We start from the raw sequence: 18,622 nt of genomic DNA, 5'->3' as shown, positions 1-18,622 counted from the left end.
GGTCCAAGGCGGTTCTTGCTCATTACATCGGGGAGGTCGGTGGTGGCTGGGCTGCGCAGTTATCTGGCCGTCTGGCAGCTTCCGGGGGCACCGACGCTGCTGATCACCGGCATCATCGGCCGGCTCGGCATCGGCATGACACCGCTTGCCCTGTTGCTCGTCGTCGAGCAGGTCACCGGGCGCTACTCGCTGGCCGCCGTGGCGGGTGGCTGCTACGCCCTCACCGGTGCCGCGCTCAGCCCGGTGGCGGGCCGGATCGCCGACCGGATCGGGCCCACTCCGGTGCTGCTGGCCACCGCGATCGTCCACCCGCTGGCCCTGCTCGGTCTGCTCTGGGCGGCCCGCGCCGACGGCACCCCCTTCGCCGTGGTGCTGGTGGCCGCCGCGCTCGCCGGTGGGTCGTACCCGCCGATGACCGCCGCCATCCGGGGTGCCTGGAACGACCTGACGAGCGTCGCCGCCGGCCGTTACCACCTGCGCAACACGGCGCTCGCCGCGGAGACCACCCTGTTCGAGATCGTTTTCGTGCTCGGCCCGCTGCTGGTGGCCGGTTTCGTCCTGGTCGCCGACGCCGGCGCGGCGCTTGTCGGCGCGGCGGTGGTGACAGTGGTCGGCACCGTGGCGGTGGCCCTCGGCCAGGTGATGCGCGCCTGGCGGCCGCACCCCCGGGAGCAGCGCACGCGGGGGTTGGGACCGCTGCGGGTCACCGGTTTCCCGGCCCTGCTGGTCTGTGTGGCTGGGCTCGGCATCGCCTTCGGCGCGGCCGGGGTGACCGTGCCGGCCTTCGCCACCCGGCACACCCCGGACGACCCGGACAGCCTCGCCGGCCTGCTGCTCGCCGTCTGGGGGATCGGCAGCGCCATCGGCGGCTTCTGGTTCGGCACCCGCCGGCCGGCCCGCAACCTGACCCGCCAGTTCTCCTGGCTGCTCGCCGCGGTGGCGGGCACCTTCGCCGTCTTCGCCGTGATGCCCACCCCGGTCGCGCTCGGCATCGCCCTGGTGATCGGCGGGGCCACCATCGCACCCGCGCTGACCCTGGAGAACACCCTGGTCGGGCGGATCTCCCCGGCCGGCATGCTGAACGAGGCGTACACCTGGGTGGTGACCATGTCGGTCGGCGCCAGCGCGGTCGGCGGCGCGGTGGCCGGCCTGACCGTCGACTACGGTGGCGTGCCCTGGGCCTTCGTCTTCGCGGGCGCGGCGGTCGCCGTCGGGGCCGGGGTCGCGGCCCTGCCCGCCGGCTCCATCGCCCGCGCGGAAGCCGCCACGGTACGCGACGAGCAGCCAATCCCGGTCTGACCGCCGCCCGGCGGGCACCTACCGCTCAGGGGCGCAGCGCGCGGAGCACGTGCTCGACGAGTGCGTCAGCGTATTCCGGGGTGAGCGGCGCGGAGCGTAACAACCAGCGCTGATACAGCGGCGCGTAGAGCAGTTCGAGCGCCAGGTCCAGGTCGGCGTCCGCGCGGATCTGACCGGCCTGCTGTGCGCTGCGTAGCCGCGCCTTCTTGGCCTCGTCCACCGGCGCCGCCAACCGCTTCCGGTATTCGGCGGCCAGCTCGGGATCGCTCGCGATCTCCAGGTTGAGTGCCCGGATCGGTGCCTCGAACGCCGGGTCGGCGAACTCCGCGACGGTGGCCCGCAGCACCACCTTGAGGTCCGCTTCGATGTCGCCGGTGTCCGGCAGCGTCACCGCGCCCTCGCTGCCCTCACTCAGCGCCAGGATCGCGTCGAAGACCACCGCGCCCTTGGACCGCCACCAGCGGTAGATCGTCTGCTTGCCCACGCCGGCCCGCGCGGCGATCGCCTCGATCGACAACCCGGCGTAGCCGACCTCGGTGACCAGCTCGCGGGTGGCCCGCAGCACCGCCAACCGGGAGCGTTCGCTGCGTCGCGCGGGGTCGGGTGCCGGCATCCCCCGAGGGTACGCGAGACGCTCCGTCTTGCCATCGGAGCGGTGGCGTGGTGTGGTAGTTGACGAGACGAACCGTCTCGCCTCGCCAATTTGAGGAGTGACAGTGACAACCGACTCGCGCGTCTGGTTCATCACCGGGGCGACCCGTGGCCTGGGCCGGGCGGTCACCGAGGCGGCCCTGGCCGCAGGAGACCAGGTCATCGGCGCAGCCCGCGACCTCACCCCGCTCGCCGAGCTGACCGCGCGCCACCCGGACACCCTGGTCACGCTGCCCCTCGACGTGGCCGACCGGGCCGCCGTCAGCCGGACGGTGGACCGCGCGGCGGCGACCTTCGGCCGCCTCGACGTGGTGCTCAACAACGCCGGTGGCCTGCTGCTCGGCATGCTCGAAGAAGCCACCGAGGAGCAGATCCGCAGGCACTTCGACGTCAACTTCTTCGGCGCTGTCTGGGTCACCCAGGCCGTCATCCCGCACCTGCGTACGCAGGGAACCGGCCGGCTGCTCCAGGTCACCTCGATGGGCAGCGGCGGCGGGGTGGCCTCGGTCGGGTGCTACGCGGCAGGCAAATCGGCGCTGGACGCGCTCAGCCAGTCCGTGGCGATGGAACTCGCACCCTTCGGCATCACTGTCACCATCGTGCAGCCCGGCGGCTACGACACCGGCCTCTACACGCTCGGCACCACGGCCACCGACCCCGATCCCGCGTACGACCCGCTGCGGGCACAACTGGCCGAACTCTGGAGCGACGACGCCGGCCCCGCCCCCGACACCGCCGCACCGGTCATCCTGGCCCTCGCGGAGCTGCCCGACCCACCGCTGCGCCTGATCGTCGGCAGCCGCTCGTACGACCTGGTGCAACAGATGGAGCAGGCCAGAGTGGAGGAATACCGCGCCTGGGAGCACCTGAGCCGCCAAGCCCCCGGCTGAGCCGGGCCCGCCGAATGACGTGGGCCCGGCCCCGGCAGAGCGCCGCTGCCTTCGTGGCGACCGCGCCCCGCCGGTGGTCGGCTCAGTGGTGGGTGGCTCAGCGGAGGGTGGCTCAGCGGTAGTTGGTGAACTGGAGGGCGACCCCGAAGTCCTCGTTCTTGAGCAGCGTGATGACGGCCTGAAGGTCGTCCTTCTTCTTGCCGGTCACCCGCAACTGATCGCCCTGGATCTGCGCCTGGACGCCCTTGGGGCCCTCGTCCCGGATCTTCTTGCTGATCGCCTTGGCCTTCTCCTGGTCGATGCCCTGCACCACCTTGGCGTCGATCTTGAAAATCTTGCCCGAGGGCCGGGGGTCGCCCGCGTCCAGCGACTTCATCGAGATGTTGCGCTTGATCAGCTTCTCCTTGAACACATCAAGCGCCGCCCGTACCCGCTCCTCGGTCTCGGCCTGGAGACTGATCGCCTCCTCGCCCGACCAGGAGATCTCCGCCCCCGTACCCCGGAAGTCGAACCGCGTCCCGAGCTCCTTCTCCGCCTGGCGGAGGGCGTTGTCGACCTCCTGGCGGTCAACCTTGCTCACGATGTCGAACGACGGGTTCGCTGCCATGCTCATGCTCCTGCTGTCTGGCGAGTTTGTGATCCTTCGCCCCCGGATGACCAGGGGTACGACCCTCTGACGGTACCCGGTTGCGGCAGTGGCGGGGGAAGCCGCTATCCTTGCTTCGCTGCCGCGCCACCGGTGCGGTGGTACGCCCTGGCGGGTTGCCCGAGCGGCCAATGGGAGCGGACTGTAAATCCGTCGCGAAAGCTACAGAGGTTCGAATCCTCTACCCGCCACCAGGTGCGATTAAGGCCCCTGAACAGCAGAGATGCTGATCGGGGGCCGCTGTCGTTGATCTAGCTCGGTCCGGCTGAGTCCAGCCCCTTGCGACTCGTTGTGGGCATATCGTGGGCAGGCTGATCAAGCCGGACGCCGGGGTTGCGGGACGGCGTTGCGCGGGGCCGGTTGAGGCGGTCTGTGGCTGCGGGAGACGGGCCGGGGGCAAGCCACGAGGTCCAGATCTGGGAGATCACCAAGCGCGCCGACCGGAAGTCTCGACCTTGGCGGGTCCGGTGGGCAGTCAGCGGCCAGCGCTTCGAGGACATGTTCCGTACCAAGGCCCTCGCGCACTCGTTCCGTGCCGAGCTGGTGCAGGCGGCCAATGCGGGGGAGCCCTTCGACCCGACCACCGGCCGCCCAGCCTCCGAGGCTAGAACCAAGAACCCCACCACCTGGTACGCATATAGTCGCGCGTACGTCGAGATGAAATGGCCTCGCGCGGCGGCCGAGACCCGACGGTCGATCGTCGAAGCGCTCACCTCCATCACGGTCACCCTTACCCGCCCAGCCAAGCGAGGCCGACCCGATGACGCCCTGCTCCGCGAAGCGCTGTACCTCTACGGCCTCAACCCGCGCCGCTGGTCCGACGAGATCCCGGCCGACCACGCGGCGGCGCTCACCTGGCTCGAAACCGCCTCCCTCCCCGTCGTTGAGCTGGACTCACCCGCTGTGGTCCGCCGCGTCCTCGACAGCCTCTGCGTACGCCTCGACGGCAAGCCCGCTGCTGCCTCCACCGTCCAGCGCAAGCGCGCAACCTTCTACAACGCCCTCGGGTACGCCGTCGAGCTGGAGCTGATCGACTCCAACCCGGTCGACCGCGTCCAGTGGACCGCCCCCGAGGTCGCCCAGTCCATCGACCGCCGGGTGGTGGCAAGCCCCGCCCAGGTAGCCGCGCTACTGGAGGCGGTCAAATCTCTCGGCAAACGCGCCGACAAGGTCACCGCCTTCTTCGGCTGCCTCTACTACGCGGGCATGCGCCCCTCCGAGGCCGCCGACCTCCGGCGCGACGACTGCGACCTCTCTGGCCGTTGCGTCGATTGCGGCACCGACTTCGACGACCTGGCGGCGGTTAAACCCTCTAAGTCCTGCGACCACCGGAAGATCGAATACCGTTGGGGCCGCCTGGCCCTCGCCGGCACCTCCCCGCGCGCCGGCTCCCACTGGACCGATGACGGCGGCTCCCACGAACGGCGCGGACTAAAGCACCGGGGCAGGGCCGAGACTCGTACGGTCCCGATCCCACCCCGCCTCGTCGAGCTGCTCTGCGCCCACGTCGAGAATCACGGCATCGCCCCGGACGGTCGCTTCTTCCGTGGCCTGCACGGCGGCCCGCTCTCCGAGTCGGTCTACGACCGGTGGTGGAAAATCGCCCGAGACAAGGCCCTGACCGAAGCGCAGGCAGCCTCGCCGCTGGCCCGCCGCCCGTACGACCTCCGCCACGCGGCGGCTTCGCTCTGGCTGAATGCCGGCGTCCCACCCACCGAGGTCGCCCGCCGCCTGGGCCACGGCGTCGCCGTCCTGCTCCGCGTCTACGCCAACTGCATCGACGGCGGCGACGACACCATGAACGACAAGATCGGCGATGCCCTCGGATGACTCGGCGTCTTGCGGACGGTCACCACCATGAGTGGATGGCGTGGGAGTGGCTTGGGCCTGTCATGACGGCTGTAGTTGGTGTCGCGGGTGTGGCTGGGACGGTATGGACAGCTAACGCGGGCCGGCGGCATCAGCTTGATGCGATGAAGGTGCAGGGGGTGATCAGCGTCGCGGTTGCCCTAACGGCGGAAAAGCGGCTGGTTTACGCCCGGTTTCTCCAACTGTCCCGCGCTGCGTTTGACGAGGCCAGGTCGCTCGTCTCTTCTGGGGCCGCGTTGCCCTTGGATGAAGAGTCGTTGCCTCCCTTGCCGGCAGGGTCGGAGATCAAGTACACGGGTCGCTACGAGGTCGGAACGCCGTTCGCTCTGGCAATGGCCGAGCTGAGCAAGTGCTACGACGAGGTGGTCATCGTTGGTGGTCATGAGATCGGAGTTCATGCGACGGCCGTGATCTCCGCGATCAGCGGACACGCATCAGGCATCGGGGATGTCTGGGACGTGAACCGCGCCCTGACCGAGGCATCGACTGCCTTGCACCAGGATGCAACGAAGCCGACCGTGGCTGGCCCGGCTCCATGGCCTGCTTGACGAAGCCTGTGGGGAGTGGGCAAATGATGGGCGACCCGGAGTCAGTCGGCTGAGCGAAACCGAGAAACGGCAGGTCAGCCCCGGCCGCCCGGCCAAGATCACGGACGCCCTGTAAATCCGTCGCGAAAGCTACAGAGGTTCGAATCCTCTACCCGCCACCAGGTGCGACAAGGCCCCTGAACAGCAGAGATGCTGATCGGGGGCCGTTCTCGTTGAGCTAGCCGAGTCCGGCTGAGTCCAGCCCGTTGCGTCTCGTTATAGCCAGGTTGATCAAGCTTGCCCAAGGCAAGGCCGTGACCGAAGCTGGGCAGTCTCGCCGATGGCCCGTCGCCGGTACGACCTTCGCCATGCGGCTGCTTCGGCGCAGCGACAAGATCGGCGACGCTCTCGGATCATTCGGGGAGAGCAAGATTCTCGTGCCGGCCCGGGAATTGCCGTCCAGCGAGGGCTTGACGGCTTCCGGGACACTCGTAATCATGTGGCTACTTACGGTAGTTGGCCTGGCGCCGGGAGGCGTTGGTCAACCGGGCGGTTCACGTTGAAGGCAGATCTTGCCATCAAGCGGGTGCCGTTCCTGCCTCGTCCACCAGCGGTGCGGGCTGCTCAAGCACGACTGCTCCGCGACCGTTCCGTGTGGATGATGCTCGTGCTCCTTGTCCTGGTGCTCGCTGGCTGCGATCCCGAAGCTGAAGGGAAGGTCCGCTACAAGCCGGTGCTGCTGCCAGTAGCGCTGACGGTCGGACCTGACGGTGTTGCCGTCGAGGGTGAAACGAGCTTCATCACCCCGATCGGGGAGTTCTCGATCGGTGCTGAATACTCCCTTCCGCCGCGAGACGGCAGCACGATCTACGTGCTACTTCGCGATCGGAAGCAGGGCAAGACCGGGTTCGACAAGGTGTTCAGGGTTCAGGCTGGCCGTGACCAGTTGACCGTCGTGGTGAACGGGAAGACCACCATCCAGGTGAAGGACGGTCAGGTCTTGATCGACATCACCGGTGGCGCCGTTAAGAAGATCCAGTTCAAGCCAATGGAAGCGGGGGCGAAGGAGGGCGGCGACTCATTTTTGGTCAGAGTTGGCGCGAAGTGGAGCAAGGGTTGGGAAGCCTCGCTCTACAAGCCCTTCATGTTGACGCGTTGGGCGTACGACGACTCAACGATCGACAAGTGGTGTGGCCTGGGCTTCGCCTGGTTCCTGTTGCGTCTGGCGCTGACGCTTGTGCTCCTCCTCGTCGACTTGGTGCTGAGTTCGATCTTCTTGGTGGCGCAGATCGCCTACCTGATCTTCGATGGGACAGGCCGGAACGTTGTCTGGGGAGTCGCCATCCTGCTGATGCTCGTCGTAGGGCTCGGGTGGGCCCGATTGGCGTAAGTGCGACAGTTGGGCAGAGGGCGTTACCTCAGCGCCACTTCGGCTGTTGTCCCCATCAACGGGATTAATTTGCCGATCCATATAACGTAGAGGTTGTACGTGGACTACAGTGGGGGCGCAGGCGAGTGGCGCATCGACGCCACCGACGAGTTGGACGAGTGGTTCGTTCGGCTGAGCAAGGAAGACCCAGACTCTGCCAACCAGGTAGCCGCCGCCATCGACATCCTCGCCAGGGAGGGCCCAGCCTTGGGGCGTCCACTGGTCGACAGGGTCAAGGGCTCGGACTACAAGAACATGAAGGAACTCCGGCCCGGCTCCTCGGGTGGGACCGAGATCCGCATCCTGTTTGCTTTCGACCCGACCCGGACAGCCATCCTGCTGGTGGCAGGGAACAAGGCCGGCAACTGGAAGGGCTGGTACGAGATGAACATTCTCGAAGCTGACAGGCTCTTCGCCGAACACCTTCGAACGATGAAGGGACAACGCTGATGACGCGCAGTTGGTGGGACACCCGATCCCGGATGAATCTCGATGAGGCCAAGGTCGCCGAGCACAAGGAGCGCATGCTCGCTGAGGTCCGGGCCACCCGCCTGCGTGAGATGCGCGAGCGTCGAGGTCTGACCCAACGAGAGATGGCCGAGCGCATGCAGATATCCCAGCCGAGGGTTGCCGCGATTGAGAAGGGTGAGGTGCCGGCGACGGAGGTCGGCACCATCGAGCGGTACGTCGCTGCTCTCGGTGGCAAGCTGGAGATCATCGCCGACTTTGATGGTGACCGGTTCGCCCTGAGCTGATGCTTGTCCGGCACAAGGGACGCAGCGCCTCGCACCTACTCGTGGTAGAACTCGATGACTGCAAGAGTCTTGTCGTCGTGGCGTTTGCTCCGTGGCCATCGAGTCCCCTCCGGGTCTTCGGCCTCGGCGTCGTGGACCAGATTCACAAGCCCACTGGGGTCGGCCAAGGCCAACTCGACCGCCGCTTTCCAACTCGATGGCCTGCGGTAGCGGTTCACCCCTGCTGATACGCCGTCGGTCATCAGCACGGCGGCGGCCATGTCCTGGAACCGCCATCGGCTGGTCAGGGCATGGGCTGCGGCCTCGGGTGCCGCTTCTGCTATCCAGTAGCCGCCTGGCTGGTTGCGGTGGCTGCGTTCGGCATCGACGAGGTTGCGCCACCGGTCACGGTCCCCGAAAGCGAACCCGTTGTCGGGTTGCTCTGTCAGTTGTCGGCGTTCGTGGCTGGCAATCTGGTGTAGTCGGTCGTCGCGCACCTGGTGCACCTCACCGTTGCGCGTCAGCACGATGACGGGACTGTCGCCGAGGACCAGCACGTCAATCGCAGTGCCGTTCCAGCGGACGATGCTGACGGTGGTCGAGGGGGCTGCGCCGGGTTGCAGACCGTACCGGTTGGCAACCGAGGTGATGGCGTCGGCGAGGATTCGACGCAGGTCGTCGTGGCGGCGAGTCAGTTGGTCGGCGAGTTCTCGGCCGAGTGTGTCGGCCAGCCAACCTCCGTTGCGCTCGCTGGCTTCTGGCTGTGATGCGCCGTCGAGCACCACAACGGCGTTGGCGGTGGCGAAGACGCGATCCTCGCTGGGTCGGTCAGGTCGAGGACGCTCCGCCGTGCGGATGGTCGCTAACCGTGCGTTCGTGGAGGACACAGGAGTTCGCTCCTCGTCACCGTTTCGCCGTCATGATCGCTGCCGACGACCATCGAGAACGGGCGTGTGCCGACCTGGTGATATAGGTCGGGAAGGTTGCGGGACAGGTAGTCGACGGCGCCGACCGAGCCGAGCGCGTGGACACCGGCGATCACGAGCAGGCTCTGTCCGCTGGCCGGCAGTGGGAGTCGAGCGACGTACGCCACGTCAGACCACCGCCGCTCGTTCTCCCCGTCCATCGGCGATTCGTAGACCCGACTTCCGTCACGCTCGCGGATCGTCCAGTTCCCTGAGATGTCCGGTTCGAACGTGAGGAGCGGATCCCCGCTGATGGCAGTCGCCGTCACCGGGGAGGACTTCGGGCCGCAGATGGCGACGGCATCGCCTCTCGGTTGCCAGCTACCGTCCGGCGGGATGCGGAACTGCTCCACCTGGAAGGAGAGGTCGGTGAGCAGTCTGGTGAGCTGCTCTGCGGCCCGAGCGTCCTCGGAGGAGATGACCGGCAGTGCCCGACCGGCGGCCTCTCGCAGTGGCAGTGCGACAGTTATCGGGCCGACGCCGAAGAACGCTCGTTCCGCCGGCGGTGCCGTCTGTCGGATCTGGGTGATTCGACCACGGGTGAGGCCCAGTTCGGTGGCGATGGCGCTGTAGGAGATGCCGCGTTCGGATGCCGCACGGTTGATCGCTTCCTTGCGGAGTCGCGCGAGTTCCACCGATCGCTGCTGGTAGATGGCGATGAGTTCGCCTGCCAGCTTGGCCTGACGCAGCGGGTCGGCCTCGCTGCGTATGCGTTCGAACTGATCGAGGGGCTCACTCACACGAAGGAGTTTAGCCCCCCTTGACAGATCGAACGGGCTCGCTAGTCTGCTTATACCCCCTAAACAAACTACGAACATGCGGCTTCTAGGGGCATAGGCGGAGGAGGTGGCTGTGGTTAGTCAGTCAGGGCGGGTGCCGGTGCATCCGCAGTGGTGTGTGCCGGATCGGTGTGGGCATCTGGTGCCGCCGGTGTTGGCGCACATGGGGCGGCGGCATCGGGGCGTACTGCTGAAGGTCGGTGAGGTGCGGCCGTCGGGGGCGGTGGCGTCGTACCTGATCGAGGCCGATGGTGAGGAGCCGAGGGTGACGGTGCACGTGGCCTGCCGGGCGGGCACCGCCTGGGCTGAGTTGTCCTTCCCGCAGGCCGGGCAGCTCGTTTCGCAGTTGCGGTCGTTGCTGGTGCAGGGGGGTGGCGGGCATGGCGGCAACTGATCGGCCGGCGGGCGGGCGAAAGGCCACGGCAGGTGACGATGCGGCGTGTCCTGACTGGTGTCGGGGTTGTGGGCCGGATGATCCGATGCATCGGGGGTTGCTCGCCACCATCGGCACCGAGCGCGGTGGTTGGGTGAGCGTGCAACTGCTGCTGGACCGGTTCCGCCGCCGTGAGCCGGTGGTGAAGGTCGACGCGACCCGTTCCGGTGGGACGGAGTCGGTGTTGTTGTCGCGGGTGCAGCTCGACCGGCTGATCTACGAGCTGACCTACGCCCGCTACCGGGTGATGACCAAAGGGCAACCCCTTGCGGTACGCGACGACTCCCGCTGAACCCAGGACGGCGGCGGGCGCCAGGAGCACATTGTCGGTCGGGCGTGATTTCAGAGAGAAATCAAAATTTCACAGTGAAATCATGCTTCTCCTGACCGTCATTCCTGCATGCCAAGCCCAGTGGTGGTCGATGGTCGGCACCGGGGGTTGATGGGCAGGGTTGGCAGGCTCTGCGCGAGCAGGTGCAGGCGCGGGTGCTGACCGCCCTGCGCGGCTTGGTCGACGTGCGATGAAGGGTGGTCAGCTCTGCGGCGTGGCGTCGTGGCCGGGCTCGCCGGGGGTACGCCGACGCTGCTTCATCTCCGCCTCGTAGATGTGCCGCCGGCCGGCGGCCAGTGTCTCTCGGGCGTACCGTTCGATCTCCTGGAAGGCCGCGTAGTAGCCGTCGTCGAACTCTTCCATGATCTGGAAGGTCCAGCGGCCGGGGAGCACGTTGCGTCCCAGCAGCTCATTTTCGACCCGGTCGGCCACCGCGTCGTGTCCGGCCTCGCGGAGTAGCTGCACCACCCGGTCGAGGGTCAGGTCCGCGGTGCCCACGAGTTGGTGTGCGGAGTAGAGGTGTCCGCGTACCCGGTGGATGATCTCCAGCGCCTTGCTCAGCTCGCCGAGTGCCTCGATGGTGGTGTCGTCCACACCGTCCGGGCGGGAGTGGTCCTGGTCTACCGACCTGCTGCTGTGCCCCATGGTCGATCAATACCCCAACCCGCCCCAGGTACGCAGGTCAACCGGCTGGCCCGGGATCGACGGGCGGACCGGAGACAGTGGCCTGTTGTCCACTAGATCCGCTACGGCAGGTAACGAAGATAATGACTGGTTGGTGTCTTCTTCCGATCGTGCTGTCGAATTGCCGGCACTGACCTGCCCGGATGTACACGCGGGAGCTACGCTCGTCTCTCGCGGCACGCCGACCGGTCTGACATCGGTCCCGTGAACTTTCCACGGGCCGAGCGGCTGTGGCACTATCGGGGGACCTCCAACAGGATTGCGATCACCCCACCAGGAGCACAGATGTCTGCTCAACGTCTGGGCCGGCTGTTCGGCTCCGTCATGCTCGTTCTCAGCCTGGTAATCGCGTCCGGCGCGGCTGCCGAGCTCGAAGTGCGAACTTCCGGCATCGATTGGGCCTCATCCACGCTGCCCTGACCGGTCACCCCGCTCGGTCAACAGACATAACCGACGAGGGGAGCTATGACGTTTCGTCCCCGCTCCGCTCGTCGACGAACGGAGTACGCCTGGCTCATCACGGGCCCGCTGGCGCTCTGTGCGGTGCTTGTCTGCCTGCTGCTCGGGGTCACAGTCCATCCCTCGCTGGGTGAACTGCCGCTCACTCTGCTACTCACCGTGGCGATGATCGTCGCCGCCATGCCGACCATCAACGTGGTGATCCGACGGCAGGCGTTCCTGGTCTCGCCGACCGAGATCCCGCTCGTCGTCGCGTTGTTCGTGCTGCCACCGTTGTCGGTGGTGCTGGCGTACACCGTCGCCAGTCTCGTGATCCAGCTGCGCCGCAAGGTGCTGCCGGTGAAGCTCTGGTTCAACGTGGCAGGTGCGGCGGTGGCGACCGCCCTGGCCACGGCGGTGTACACCGTGTTGCCGAAGTCCGGAAATGTCGGACCAGGCACGTGGGCAGTCCTGCTCGCCGCGATCGGCATCCACACCGTGGTCCAGCTCGCGGCCATGGTCGGGGTCTTCACCGTGGTGCAGGGCTGGCAGGCCGGTCGGGAACTGATCCGGGCCGCGGGTCCACCGATGTTGCTCGGCCTCATGATCAACCTCTCCATTGGACTGTTGATCATCATCGCCTGGCAGAGCACCCCGTGGGCCATCCTGATCTTCGCCGGGCTGGCGCTGGCGTTCGCGTTGGTCTACCACTCCTATACGCAGTTCCTCCGGCAGCACCGGACCCTCTCCGAGATGTACGAGCTGACCAAGGCGATCACCGAGAGCGGGCCGGACGGAAACCTCATCGACGCGTTGCTGGTCCGTATCCGGAGCCTGATGCAGGCGGAATCCGCCACGCTCTGGATGCCCGCGCAGGGACGGCACCCGGAGGTGCTGCTGACCGCCCAGGAGGGTAAGCCCGGGTTGCTGGACTCCACCCCCAGCCCGGCGGTGCTTCGCGAGGCCGCGCTGGCCCGCCAGGAGACGGTGGCGATGAGTCACCGGCTCGGCGCCGACCCGCAGCTGCGCGAAGCGTTGCGGCCGACCACGGTCAAGGACGTGATCGTGGTGCCGCTGCGTTCGGGCAAGGCCGTCATCGGCACCCTGGAGGTGGCCAACCGGCTCGGCGACATCAACTTCTTTCGCGCCTCGGACGTCACCGTCTTCGAGACCGTGGCGGCCCACGCCGCGGTGGCGCTGGAGAATTCCCGCCTGGTCGACCGGCTGCGGCACGACGCCTACCACGACGGCCTCACCAAACTGCCCAACCGCCGCCGGATCCTCGGCGCGCTGGCCGAGGCGGTCCGGATCCGCGCGCCGGGCGAGGTGGTCGCGTTGCTGCTCTTCGACGTCGACCGACTGCGGCAGGTCAACGAGTCCCTCGGCCACGCGGCGGGGGACAAGGTCCTGGTCGAGGTCGCGGACCGGCTGCGCGGCTGCGTACCGTCTGCCGCGCTGGTCGGCCGGGTCGGCGGAGACGAGTTCCTGGTGACGCTACGGCTGGAGAGTGCCGACGCGGCGGTGGAACTCGCCGGGCAGTTGCGGGAGCAGATCCGCGACGAGATGGTCTTCGACGCCCTGACGCTGGACGTGGACACCGCCGTCGGGATCGTCGTACATCCGGATCACGGCAGCGATCCGGCGACCCTGCTGCAACGGGTGGACGTGGCGGCGACCGCGGCGAAGTCGGTGCCGGGCAGCGTGCAGCTTTACAGCCCCGCGCTGGAGTCGCGTTCGTTGCGCCGGCTCGGGCTCGCCGGTGACCTGCGCAGCGCCTTCGACAACGGTCAGCTGGAGGTCTACTACCAGCCCAAGGTGACGTTGCGGGACCGCCGGCTGGTCGGGGTGGAGTGCCTGGCCCGCTGGGAACACCCGACGCAGGGCACTGTCGCCCCGGAGGACTTCGTCGCCGTGGCCGAGCACACCGGCCAGCTCGAACGGCTCACCGAGTTCGTGCTCCGGGAGGGACTGCGGCGCAGCCGCGACTGGGCCCTCGGCGGCCACGCGCTCGCCGTCGCGGTCAACCTCTCCGCGCGTACGCTCATCGACCCGCATTTCCCGGAGCTGGTCCGCGCCCTGCTCAATGAGTACGGCGTGCCGGCGCAACTGCTGACGCTGGAGATCACCGAGGCCGGGGTGCTGGACGGCACGGAGCGGCCCATCCCGACCCTGCGCCGGCTGCGGGATCTCGGCGTACGGCTCTCCGTGGACGACTTCGGCACCGGCAACTCCTCCCTGGCCCACCTGCGCCGGTTGCCGGTCAACGAGGTCAAGGTCGACAGGTCGTTCGTGCAGGGCATGGCGACCGACCCGGGTGACCTGGCGATCGTCAACGCGGTGGTCACCCTCTCCCAACAGTTCGGCCTGACCGTGGTGGCCGAGGGGGTGGAGAGCGAGCTGACCCTGGAACTCCTCCAGGACATCGGCTGTGAGATCGGCCAGGGATTCCTGTTCAGCCGCCCGCTACCGTACGAGCGGCTGGAGGCCTGGTTCGGTGCTCAGGTGGAGCCGGAGTCGATCTCCAACAGCGAGCTTCCGCGCCTGCGCGTCGTGCCCTGAGCTGGGCGTACGCCGTGCCTGGGGATCCGATTTCACCAGCGCGGCGGGGCCGTGTACTCTTACCTCTGCGCGGCCACCGAGTGATCGCGCAGGCCCCCTTAGCTCAGTCGGCAGAGCGTCTCCATGGTAAGGAGAAGGTCTACGGTTCGATTCCGTAAGGGGGCTCAGAGGGTCCGGCTGGGCCCACCACGGCGGTGTAGCTCAGATGGCAGAGCAAGCGGCTCATAATCGCTGTGTCGCCGGTTCAAGTCCGGCCACCGCTACTCTCCGTCCGCCGGGTGTTCCCGGTGGTCGTAGGACGGGCGCCATGGGGCGCCCGCTTTGCGTGTCCGCCCAGGTGGCGCGTAGGCTGTAGCGCTGTAGTTGTATCCGTTAGCGAGGAAGGCACTCCGCCGTGGCGAAGGCGACCGATGTCCGGCCGAAGATCACTTTGGCGTGTGTGGAGTGCAAGGAGCGCAACTACATCACGCGCAAGAACCGCCGTAACGACCCGGACCGCATCGAGCTGAAGAAGTTCTGCCCCCGGGACGGACGGCACACCGTTCACCGCGAGACGCGCTGACCCGGTCCGGGCCGAGTCGGCCCGGCTCCACGCGTACCACGATCGCCGGTCCGGCACGGACGGCGCGGCCCTGGGTGGGCCCGCGTCGACCGCGCGGATCGGCGATTTGTGCTTTCCGTTAAGGTTCGCGGCATGTCCCTGGACCACTCCTTCGTCGGCCGCAGTTACCCGCCGACCGCCCCCTACCAGGTGGGCCGCGAGAAGATCCGCGAGTTCGCGACGGCGATCGGGGCCACCGATCCCGCCCACCACGATCCCGAGGCCGCCCGCGCGCTTGGGCACCCGGACGTGGTCGCGCCGCCGACCTTCCCGATGGTGCTCACCATGGCCGCCAACCGCCAGATGATCGAGGATCCGGCGCTCGGCATCGACTACAGCCGGGTCGTCCACGGCGACCAGCGGTTCGCGTACACCCGTCCGGTGGTCGCCGGCGACGAGCTGGTCTGCGTCAACACCGTCGAGGACATCACCAGCCGCGGCGGCCACGACTTCGTGACCACCCGGACCGAGGTCAGCACGGTCACCGGTGAGCCGGTGGTCACCGCCTGGATGAAGCTCGTCGTACGCGGGGAGAACTGACATGGAGCTGCCCACCCAGACGTTCCGGGTCACCCGGGCGGACCTGATCCGCTACGCCGGCGCCTCCGGCGACTTCAACCCGATCCACTGGAGCGACAGATTCGCCACCACCGTGGGTCTGCCCGGTGTGATCGCGCACGGCATGCTCACCATGGCGCTCGTCGGCCGGGCGGTCACCACCTGGGCGGGTGCCGCCGACGCGGTGGTCGACTACGGCGTGCGGTTCACCCGCCCGGTGGTGGTTCCGGACGACGATTCCGGCACCGAGATCGTGGTCAACGCGGTGGCCCGGGAGACTGCCGAAGCGGGTCTGACCAGGCTGGACATCACCGCGACCTGCAACGGTGAGAAGGTGCTCGCGCAGGCGCGAGCCACCGTGCGGACTCCCCTCCCGACCGGTGTCGCGGGGCGCGAGGGGTAGACCGGTTGGTTAAGACGGGCCGGTACCCGTACACTGGTCCGCCGTGGGGCAAGTGACTCCTGCCTGGTCGTGTGACCTGGCAGGGCGAGCGTTGCCGCACAGGGGTGTAGCTCAATTGGCAGAGCAGCGGTCTCCAAAACCGCAGGCTGCAGGTTCAAGTCCTGTCACCCCTGCGCCTCAGGCCTGACCGTTCCGTGGGTCGCGCCACCAATCGGTGGCGTCCGGCCCGTGGTGGTGGCATCGGCGGGGAGGTCCCGAGGCATCGGGCCCTCCTGGTTGATCCGCCGGCCGCGGCCCGTCCCGGGACGGTTGGTCCGGCTGGCGTGACCAAGCGCCGCGCACGCGCACCGCGTGCGACCCGACATCCCGCGACGGAGGGCGAAGTGGCCGACAACAAGCGGCACGGCGAGGACGCCGACGACGACCGCCTGAACGACGAGGTCGTCAGCGACGGTGCCGACGACGACGCCACCGACGCGGACGAGCCGGTCTCCCGGGGCGGCACCGCCACCCGCGAGCGGGCCAAGGCGGAGTCCGCCGACAGCCGGTCGAAGACGCGCACCGATGCCGACAAAGTCGGGCTCTTCGGTCGTATCGCGCGTTTCATCCGCGAGGTCGTGGCCGAACTGCGTAAGGTCATCTGGCCGACCCGCAAGGAGTTGCTGACCTACACGGGCGTGGTGATCGCGTTCGTCACCGTGATGCTGACGATCGTCGCCGTCCTCGACTATGGCTTCGCCAAGGGTGTGTTGTGGGTCTTCGGCAACCCCAGCTGACCGGCTGACACGTGCCGATAGTGACGGAAGTGAGCAAGCGTGCCTGAGTACGACGAGACCGCCGAGACCACGGACGAACAGTCCACGGTGGCGACGGCGGCTGGTGACGAGTCGGTCGAGGCCGCCAGCGAGCCAGAGTTCGCCCTGAGTGAGCCAGCACCGGACGAGGACTTCGACCCGGTCGCGGAGCTGCGGCAGAAGCTGCGCTACGCGCCGGGCGACTGGTACGTGGTGCACTCGTACGCCGGCTACGAGAACAAGGTCAAGACCAACCTCGAGACCCGGATCACGTCCCTCGACATGGAGGACTACATCTACCAGGTCGAGGTGCCGACCCGGGAAGAGGTCGAGGTCAAGAACGGCAAGCGGTCCCAGGTGCAGGCCAAGGTCTTCCCTGGCTACATCCTGGTCCGGATGGAGTTGACCGCGGAGTCCTACTCCTGCGTCCGGAACACCCCCGGCGTCACCGGCTTCGTGGGGGCCACCGACCGGGCTGACCGCCCGGCGCCGCTGAGCCTCGACGAGGTGCTCAAGTGGCTCGCGCCGGCCGTCGAGACCGAACAGAAGAAGGCCAAGCCCGAGATCAAGGTCCTTGACTTCGAGGTCGGCGACTCGGTGACCGTCACCGACGGTGCCTTCGCCTCACTGCCGGCCACGATCAGCGAGATCAACGCCGACCAGCAGAAGCTCAAGGTGCTGGTGTCGATCTTCGGCCGGGAGACGCCCGTCGAGTTGAACTTCAACCAGGTCGCGAAGATCTGATGTAGCTGACCGCTGGCGGCGACCTTCAACGGCCGCTGCCAGCGGTGACTCATATCCGGTTCGCCCGTCCGGCCAACCTCCGTGGATGGGCTCCTCCCGGCCTGCGCTACCCTAGAACGTCGCTGCCGTCGTCCCGCGCTGACCGTGCGCGCCCGACGGTGGCGTGGTGCGAACCTTTTCCAGTTCCAAGCCCCAGGAAGAGACATGCCTCCGAAGAAGAAGCTCGTCAAGACTTTCACGCTTCAGCTGCCGGCGGGCCAGGCCACTCCGGCGCCGCCGGTCGGCCCCGCGCTCGGCCAGCACGGCGTGAACATCATGGAGTTCTGCAAGTCGTACAACGCGCAGACCGAGTCGCAGCGGGGCGACATCGTCCCCGCCGAGATCAGCGTGTACGAGGACCGCTCCTTCACCTTCGTGCTGAAGACCCCGCCCGCCGCCCGGCTGCTGATCAAGGCCGCCGGTGTGCAGAAGGGCTCGGGCGTTCCGCACACCCAGAAGGTCGGCTCGGTGACCCGCGCCCAGCTGCGGGAGATCGCCGAGAAGAAGATGGCCGACCTCAACGCCAACGACCTCGACCAGGCTGAGAAGATCATCGCCGGCACTGCCCGGTCGATGGGTCTGAACGTCACCGACTGACCTCGGCCACAGCGACCCGTACGGATCGTGGGAGGGCGCGCGCACGTCGCGGCCCGCCATCAACCACAGGAGTAGACAGAACATGCAGCGCAGCAAGAGCTACCGCAAGGCCTTCGAGGTCATCGACCGGACCAAGCTCTACACCCCCGCCGAGGCCGTCAAGCTGGCCAAGGAGACGACGAACGTCAAGTTCGACGCCACGGTCGAGGTCGCCATGCGCCTCGGCGTCGACCCCCGTAAGGCGGACCAGATGGTCCGGGGCACGGTCAACCTGCCGCACGGCACCGGTAAGACCGCCCGGGTGATCGTCTTCGCCGCCGGCGCGAAGGCCGAGGAGGCCGTCGCGGCCGGTGCCGACGAGGTGGGCACCGACGAGTTGGTCGCCCGGATCCAGGGTGGCTGGCTGGACTTCGACGCGGCGATCGCCACGCCGGACCAGATGGCCAAGATCGGCCGGATCGCGCGGATCCTGGGCCCGCGCGGTCTCATGCCGAACCCGAAGACCGGCACGGTGACCATGGACGTCACCAAGGCGGTCGCAGACATCAAGGGCGGCAAGATCACCTTCCGGGTGGACAAGCACTCGAACCTGCACCTGATCATCGGCAAGGCATCGTTCTCCGAGAACCAGCTGGTCGACAACTACGCGGCC

Annotated in this window: 23 protein-coding genes and 4 tRNA genes; 22 read left to right on the top strand and 5 right to left on the bottom strand. The window is 67.8% G+C overall.

Features of this window, described 5'->3' with window-relative positions; all coding sequences use genetic code 11:
* Window positions 1-1,299, top strand: a 1,299-nt coding sequence (locus C1I93_RS17215; protein WP_309148205.1) for an MFS transporter, incomplete at its 5' end; no start/stop codon positions are given.
* A gap of 25 nt (window positions 1,300-1,324) precedes the next feature.
* Here the strand turns inward: C1I93_RS17215 and C1I93_RS17210 are convergent.
* Window positions 1,325-1,912, bottom strand: a complete 588-nt coding sequence (locus tag C1I93_RS17210) for a TetR/AcrR family transcriptional regulator (protein WP_111244305.1) — start codon at window positions 1,910-1,912, stop codon at window positions 1,325-1,327.
* A 103-nt stretch (window positions 1,913-2,015) separates the two neighbouring features.
* Between C1I93_RS17210 and C1I93_RS17205 the strand changes: the two genes are divergently transcribed.
* Window positions 2,016-2,840 (top strand): SDR family NAD(P)-dependent oxidoreductase, encoded by an 825-nt coding sequence (locus C1I93_RS17205; protein ID WP_111244304.1) that lies wholly within the window; start codon window positions 2,016-2,018, stop codon window positions 2,838-2,840.
* A gap of 112 nt (window positions 2,841-2,952) precedes the next feature.
* Here the strand turns inward: C1I93_RS17205 and C1I93_RS17200 are convergent, their stop codons facing one another.
* Window positions 2,953-3,447, bottom strand: coding sequence for a YajQ family cyclic di-GMP-binding protein (locus C1I93_RS17200; RefSeq protein WP_111244308.1), 495 nt, complete (start codon window positions 3,445-3,447; stop codon window positions 2,953-2,955).
* Window positions 3,448-3,596: 149 nt separating this feature from the next.
* Between C1I93_RS17200 and C1I93_RS17195 the strand changes: the two genes are divergently transcribed.
* The 6 genes from C1I93_RS17195 to C1I93_RS17170 all read left to right on the top strand — a co-directional run bounded on the left by C1I93_RS17195 (window position 3,597) and on the right by C1I93_RS17170 (window position 8,066).
* Window positions 3,597-3,680 (top strand) — tRNA-Tyr (locus C1I93_RS17195).
* A 178-nt stretch (window positions 3,681-3,858) separates the two neighbouring features.
* Window positions 3,859-5,316: a tyrosine-type recombinase/integrase gene (locus tag C1I93_RS17190; protein WP_111244303.1), complete on the top strand. Its 1,458-nt coding sequence runs from the start codon at window positions 3,859-3,861 to the stop codon at window positions 5,314-5,316.
* Between the two features lie 35 nt (window positions 5,317-5,351).
* Window positions 5,352-5,903: a hypothetical protein gene (locus C1I93_RS17185; RefSeq protein ID WP_146603519.1), complete on the top strand. Its 552-nt coding sequence runs from the start codon at window positions 5,352-5,354 to the stop codon at window positions 5,901-5,903.
* Between the two features lie 637 nt (window positions 5,904-6,540).
* Window positions 6,541-7,272 carry a hypothetical protein gene (locus tag C1I93_RS17180; RefSeq protein ID WP_119663995.1) on the top strand — a complete coding sequence of 244 codons (732 nt, stop codon included), beginning with the start codon at window positions 6,541-6,543 and terminating at the stop codon, window positions 7,270-7,272.
* A gap of 93 nt (window positions 7,273-7,365) precedes the next feature.
* The gene (locus tag C1I93_RS17175) at window positions 7,366-7,761 is read left to right on the top strand and encodes a type II toxin-antitoxin system RelE/ParE family toxin (RefSeq protein WP_420811804.1); all 396 of its coding nucleotides are present in this window, start codon (window positions 7,366-7,368) and stop codon (window positions 7,759-7,761) included.
* Window positions 7,762-7,793: 32 nt separating this feature from the next.
* A complete protein-coding gene (locus C1I93_RS17170; RefSeq protein WP_212808287.1) occupies window positions 7,794-8,066 on the top strand; it encodes a helix-turn-helix domain-containing protein in 273 nt (90 codons plus the stop codon).
* Window positions 8,067-8,101: 35 nt separating this feature from the next.
* Here the strand turns inward: C1I93_RS17170 and C1I93_RS17165 are convergent, their stop codons facing one another.
* The gene (locus C1I93_RS17165) at window positions 8,102-8,932 is read right to left on the bottom strand and encodes a protein phosphatase 2C domain-containing protein (protein WP_111244299.1); all 831 of its coding nucleotides are present in this window, start codon (window positions 8,930-8,932) and stop codon (window positions 8,102-8,104) included.
* Window positions 8,908-9,750 carry a hypothetical protein gene (locus C1I93_RS32530; protein WP_223256757.1) on the bottom strand — a complete coding sequence of 281 codons (843 nt, stop codon included), beginning with the start codon at window positions 9,748-9,750 and terminating at the stop codon, window positions 8,908-8,910. The genes C1I93_RS17165 and C1I93_RS32530 overlap by 25 nt, the downstream gene beginning before the upstream one ends.
* Before the next feature lie 112 nt (window positions 9,751-9,862).
* Between C1I93_RS32530 and C1I93_RS32525 the strand changes: the two genes are divergently transcribed.
* Window positions 9,863-10,183, top strand: a complete 321-nt coding sequence (locus C1I93_RS32525) for a hypothetical protein (RefSeq protein ID WP_223256758.1) — start codon at window positions 9,863-9,865, stop codon at window positions 10,181-10,183.
* Between the two features lie 85 nt (window positions 10,184-10,268).
* A complete protein-coding gene (locus C1I93_RS17150) occupies window positions 10,269-10,514 on the top strand; it encodes a precorrin-4 C11-methyltransferase (RefSeq protein ID WP_111244298.1) in 246 nt (81 codons plus the stop codon).
* A 240-nt stretch (window positions 10,515-10,754) separates the two neighbouring features.
* Here the strand turns inward: C1I93_RS17150 and C1I93_RS17145 are convergent, their stop codons facing one another.
* Window positions 10,755-11,198 carry a hypothetical protein gene (locus C1I93_RS17145; protein WP_111244297.1) on the bottom strand — a complete coding sequence of 148 codons (444 nt, stop codon included), beginning with the start codon at window positions 11,196-11,198 and terminating at the stop codon, window positions 10,755-10,757.
* A 324-nt stretch (window positions 11,199-11,522) separates the two neighbouring features.
* On the opposite strand from C1I93_RS17145, the gene C1I93_RS32520 reads away from it, so the two are divergent.
* From C1I93_RS32520 to rplA, 12 genes are all read left to right on the top strand, one after another.
* Entirely contained in the window at window positions 11,523-11,657 is a 135-nt protein-coding gene (locus C1I93_RS32520; RefSeq protein ID WP_258378301.1) for a hypothetical protein, read from the top strand.
* Between the two features lie 45 nt (window positions 11,658-11,702).
* On the top strand, window positions 11,703-14,234 hold the full coding sequence (locus C1I93_RS17140; RefSeq protein WP_111244296.1) for a putative bifunctional diguanylate cyclase/phosphodiesterase: 2,532 nt from the start codon (window positions 11,703-11,705) through the stop codon (window positions 14,232-14,234).
* 92 nt (window positions 14,235-14,326) lie between these two features.
* Window positions 14,327-14,399: transfer RNA gene (locus tag C1I93_RS17135), tRNA-Thr, on the top strand.
* 25 nt (window positions 14,400-14,424) lie between these two features.
* Window positions 14,425-14,497, top strand: a tRNA-Met gene (locus tag C1I93_RS17130).
* Between the two features lie 131 nt (window positions 14,498-14,628).
* Window positions 14,629-14,796 carry a 50S ribosomal protein L33 gene (gene rpmG / locus C1I93_RS17125; protein WP_007073056.1) on the top strand — a complete coding sequence of 56 codons (168 nt, stop codon included), beginning with the start codon at window positions 14,629-14,631 and terminating at the stop codon, window positions 14,794-14,796.
* A 132-nt stretch (window positions 14,797-14,928) separates the two neighbouring features.
* On the top strand, window positions 14,929-15,375 hold the full coding sequence (locus C1I93_RS17120; protein WP_111244295.1) for a MaoC family dehydratase N-terminal domain-containing protein: 447 nt from the start codon (window positions 14,929-14,931) through the stop codon (window positions 15,373-15,375).
* A gap of 1 nt (window position 15,376) precedes the next feature.
* Window positions 15,377-15,796 (top strand): MaoC family dehydratase, encoded by a 420-nt coding sequence (locus tag C1I93_RS17115; RefSeq protein ID WP_111244294.1) that lies wholly within the window; start codon window positions 15,377-15,379, stop codon window positions 15,794-15,796.
* 100 nt (window positions 15,797-15,896) lie between these two features.
* A tRNA-Trp gene (locus C1I93_RS17110) sits at window positions 15,897-15,969 on the top strand.
* 210 nt (window positions 15,970-16,179) lie between these two features.
* The gene (gene secE / locus C1I93_RS17105) at window positions 16,180-16,572 is read left to right on the top strand and encodes a preprotein translocase subunit SecE (protein WP_111244293.1); all 393 of its coding nucleotides are present in this window, start codon (window positions 16,180-16,182) and stop codon (window positions 16,570-16,572) included.
* A gap of 39 nt (window positions 16,573-16,611) precedes the next feature.
* Complete coding sequence (nusG, locus tag C1I93_RS17100) at window positions 16,612-17,334, top strand: transcription termination/antitermination protein NusG (RefSeq protein ID WP_111244292.1); 723 nt, start codon at window positions 16,612-16,614, stop codon at window positions 17,332-17,334.
* A 204-nt stretch (window positions 17,335-17,538) separates the two neighbouring features.
* Window positions 17,539-17,970: a 50S ribosomal protein L11 gene (gene rplK, locus C1I93_RS17095; RefSeq protein ID WP_093403591.1), complete on the top strand. Its 432-nt coding sequence runs from the start codon at window positions 17,539-17,541 to the stop codon at window positions 17,968-17,970.
* A gap of 82 nt (window positions 17,971-18,052) precedes the next feature.
* Window positions 18,053-18,622: 50S ribosomal protein L1 (gene rplA / locus C1I93_RS17090; RefSeq protein WP_111244291.1), on the top strand; the 570-nt coding region annotated here is incomplete at its 3' end.

It is taken from the genome of Micromonospora endophytica (assembly GCF_003236305.1).
Classification (GTDB): Bacteria; Actinomycetota; Actinomycetes; order Mycobacteriales; family Micromonosporaceae; genus Micromonospora; species Micromonospora endophytica.
This window is presented reverse-complemented; position numbering and strand designations above follow the sequence as displayed.

Coding starts and splice junctions, on each gene's coding strand:
- C1I93_RS17150 (WP_111244298.1), top strand. CDS start 10,269: ATGCATCGGGGGTTGCTCGCCACCATCGGCACCGAGCGCGGTGGTTGG.
- C1I93_RS17170 (WP_212808287.1), top strand. CDS start 7,794: ATGAATCTCGATGAGGCCAAGGTCGCCGAGCACAAGGAGCGCATGCTC.
- C1I93_RS17185 (WP_146603519.1), top strand. CDS start 5,352: ATGGCGTGGGAGTGGCTTGGGCCTGTCATGACGGCTGTAGTTGGTGTC.
- C1I93_RS17140 (WP_111244296.1), top strand. CDS start 11,703: ATGACGTTTCGTCCCCGCTCCGCTCGTCGACGAACGGAGTACGCCTGG.
- rplK (WP_093403591.1), top strand. CDS start 17,539: ATGCCTCCGAAGAAGAAGCTCGTCAAGACTTTCACGCTTCAGCTGCCG.
- C1I93_RS17200 (WP_111244308.1), bottom strand. CDS start 3,447: ATGGCAGCGAACCCGTCGTTCGACATCGTGAGCAAGGTTGACCGCCAG.
- C1I93_RS17210 (WP_111244305.1), bottom strand. CDS start 1,912: ATGCCGGCACCCGACCCCGCGCGACGCAGCGAACGCTCCCGGTTGGCG.
- C1I93_RS32520 (WP_258378301.1), top strand. CDS start 11,523: ATGTCTGCTCAACGTCTGGGCCGGCTGTTCGGCTCCGTCATGCTCGTT.
- C1I93_RS17115 (WP_111244294.1), top strand. CDS start 15,377: ATGGAGCTGCCCACCCAGACGTTCCGGGTCACCCGGGCGGACCTGATC.
- C1I93_RS17180 (WP_119663995.1), top strand. CDS start 6,541: ATGATGCTCGTGCTCCTTGTCCTGGTGCTCGCTGGCTGCGATCCCGAA.
- C1I93_RS17145 (WP_111244297.1), bottom strand. CDS start 11,198: ATGGGGCACAGCAGCAGGTCGGTAGACCAGGACCACTCCCGCCCGGAC.
- C1I93_RS17120 (WP_111244295.1), top strand. CDS start 14,929: ATGTCCCTGGACCACTCCTTCGTCGGCCGCAGTTACCCGCCGACCGCC.